Origin of the sequence: Kitasatospora sp. NPDC056327, assembly GCF_042261735.1 — a bacterium.
In the GTDB taxonomy this organism is placed as follows: Bacteria; Actinomycetota; Actinomycetes; order Streptomycetales; family Streptomycetaceae; genus Kitasatospora.
In genome coordinates this window covers 1-1,829 of sequence record NZ_JBHJRC010000535.1, presented here as the reverse complement: position 1 = coordinate 1,829, position 1,829 = coordinate 1, and the positions used below count along the sequence as shown (strand labels likewise).

General features: G+C 73.6%; 1 protein-coding gene and 1 pseudogene. Both read right to left on the bottom strand.

The features are described from left to right. Positions 1 to 134: pseudogene (locus ACFCX4_RS36110) on the bottom strand (aldolase/citrate lyase family protein); the annotation flags it as partial. A 62-nt stretch (positions 135 to 196) separates the two neighbouring features. Next, positions 197 to 1,720 (bottom strand): aldehyde dehydrogenase family protein, encoded by a 1,524-nt coding sequence (locus ACFCX4_RS36105; protein WP_376151695.1) that lies wholly within the window; start codon positions 1,718 to 1,720, stop codon positions 197 to 199. Between the last annotated feature and the right edge of the window lie 109 nt (positions 1,721 to 1,829).

Sequence of the window (1,829 nt, the reverse complement as noted above, 5' to 3'; positions counted from 1 at the left end):
CCCTCGTTGAGCGCCTCGACGACGGCGTCCCGGGCCCGCTCCTTGGCCAGCGGCGCCACGGCGTCCTCCAGGTCGAGGAAGACGGCGTCGGCCGGCAGGCCCTGGGCCTTCTCCAGGAAGCCCGGGTTGCCTCCCGCTCCGCGCGGCGGGGCCGGCGACCGGGCGGCCGCGGCCCCGGGGCGGGTCCGGGCCCGTCCTAGAACAGGCCGGTCGCCTGCGGGGAGTAGCTCACCAGCAGGTTCTTGGTCTGCTGGTAGTGCTCCAGGACGGTCTTGTGGCCCTCCCGGCCGATCCCCGAGTTCTTGTAGCCACCGAAGGCCGCGTGCGCCGGGTACGAGTGGTAGGAGTTGGTCCAGATCCGGCCCGCCTGGATGGCGCGGCCCGCCCGGTAGGCGGTGGTGCCGTTGCGGGTCCAGACGCCGGCGCCGAGCCCGTACGGGGTGTCGTTGGCGAGCGCGACGGCGTCGTCGAAGTCCTCGAACCTGGTCACGGCGACGACCGGACCGAAGATCTCCTCCTGGAAGATCCGCATCGCGTTGACGCCCTCGAACACGGTCGGCGTGACGTAGTAGCCGCCGGCCAGCGGACCGCCGAGGTCGGCGCGCTCGCCGCCCACCAGCAGCTTGGCGCCCTCGGCCTGGCCGATCTCGATGTAGGAGAGGATCTTGCGCAGCTGTTCGTCGCTGGCCTGCGCGCCGATCTGGGTGTCGGTGTCCAGCGGGTTGCCCTGACGCATCGCCCGGACCCGGTCCAGGCCGTCGGCGAGCAGCCGGTCGTACACCGAGGACTGGATCAGCGCCCGGCTCGGGCAGGTGCAGACCTCACCCTGGTTGAGGGCGAACATCGCGAAGCCCTCGACGGTCTTGTCGTAGAAGGCGTCCTGCTCGGCGGCGACGTCCGCGAAGAACAGGTTGGGGCTCTTGCCGCCGAGCTCCAGCGAGACCGGGATCAGGTTGCCGCTGGCGTACTGGGCGATCAGCCGGCCGGTGGTGGTCTCGCCGGTGAAGGCGATCTTCCGGATCCGGTCGCTGGAGGCGAGCGGCCGGCCGGCCTCCAGGCCGTAGCCGTTGACCACGTTGAGCACGCCCGGCGGCAGCAGGTCCGCGATCAGCTCGATCAGCAGCAGCACCGAGGCCGGGGTCTGCTCGGCCGGCTTCAGCACCACCGCGTTGCCCGCCGCCAGCGCCGGGGCGACCTTCCACACCGCCATCAGGATCGGGAAGTTCCACGGGATGATCTGGCCGACCACGCCGAGCGGTTCGTGGAAGTGGTACGCCACGGTGTCCTCGTCCAGCTGCGACACGCCGCCCTCCTGGGCGCGCAGGGCGCCGGCGAAGTAGCGCAGGTGGTCGACGGCCAGCGGGAGGTCGGCGCCCAGCGTCTCGCGGACCGGCTTGCCGTTGTCCCACGTCTCCGCGACGGCGAGCTCGTGGAGGTTCTGCTCGATCCGGTCGGCGATCCGCAGCAGCACCAGGGCCCGTTCGGCGGGCGGGGTGCGGCCCCAGGCCGGGGCGGCGGCGTGGGCGGCGTCCAGCGCGGCCTCGACGTCCTCGGCGGTGCCCCGGGCGACCTCGGTGAAGACCTCGCCGGTGACCGGACTGACGTTCTCGAAGTACTGGCCCCGGACCGGCGGCGTCCAGCCGCCGCCGATCCAGTGCTCGTAGCGGGGGCGGTAGCCGACGATGGATCCGGGCTGCCCGGGGGGCTGGTAGACCGGCATGTTCTGGTGCCTCCTCGCGCTGTCGGGGCGCCGCACCGGCGCACGGGCCGGGGGGGGGCGGCCGGGGGGCCCCGCCCGCGGGCCCCGGGGGGGGGGGGGACCCCCCGCC

Coding starts and splice junctions, on each gene's coding strand:
- ACFCX4_RS36105 (WP_376151695.1), bottom strand. CDS start 1,720: ATGCCGGTCTACCAGCCCCCCGGGCAGCCCGGATCCATCGTCGGCTAC.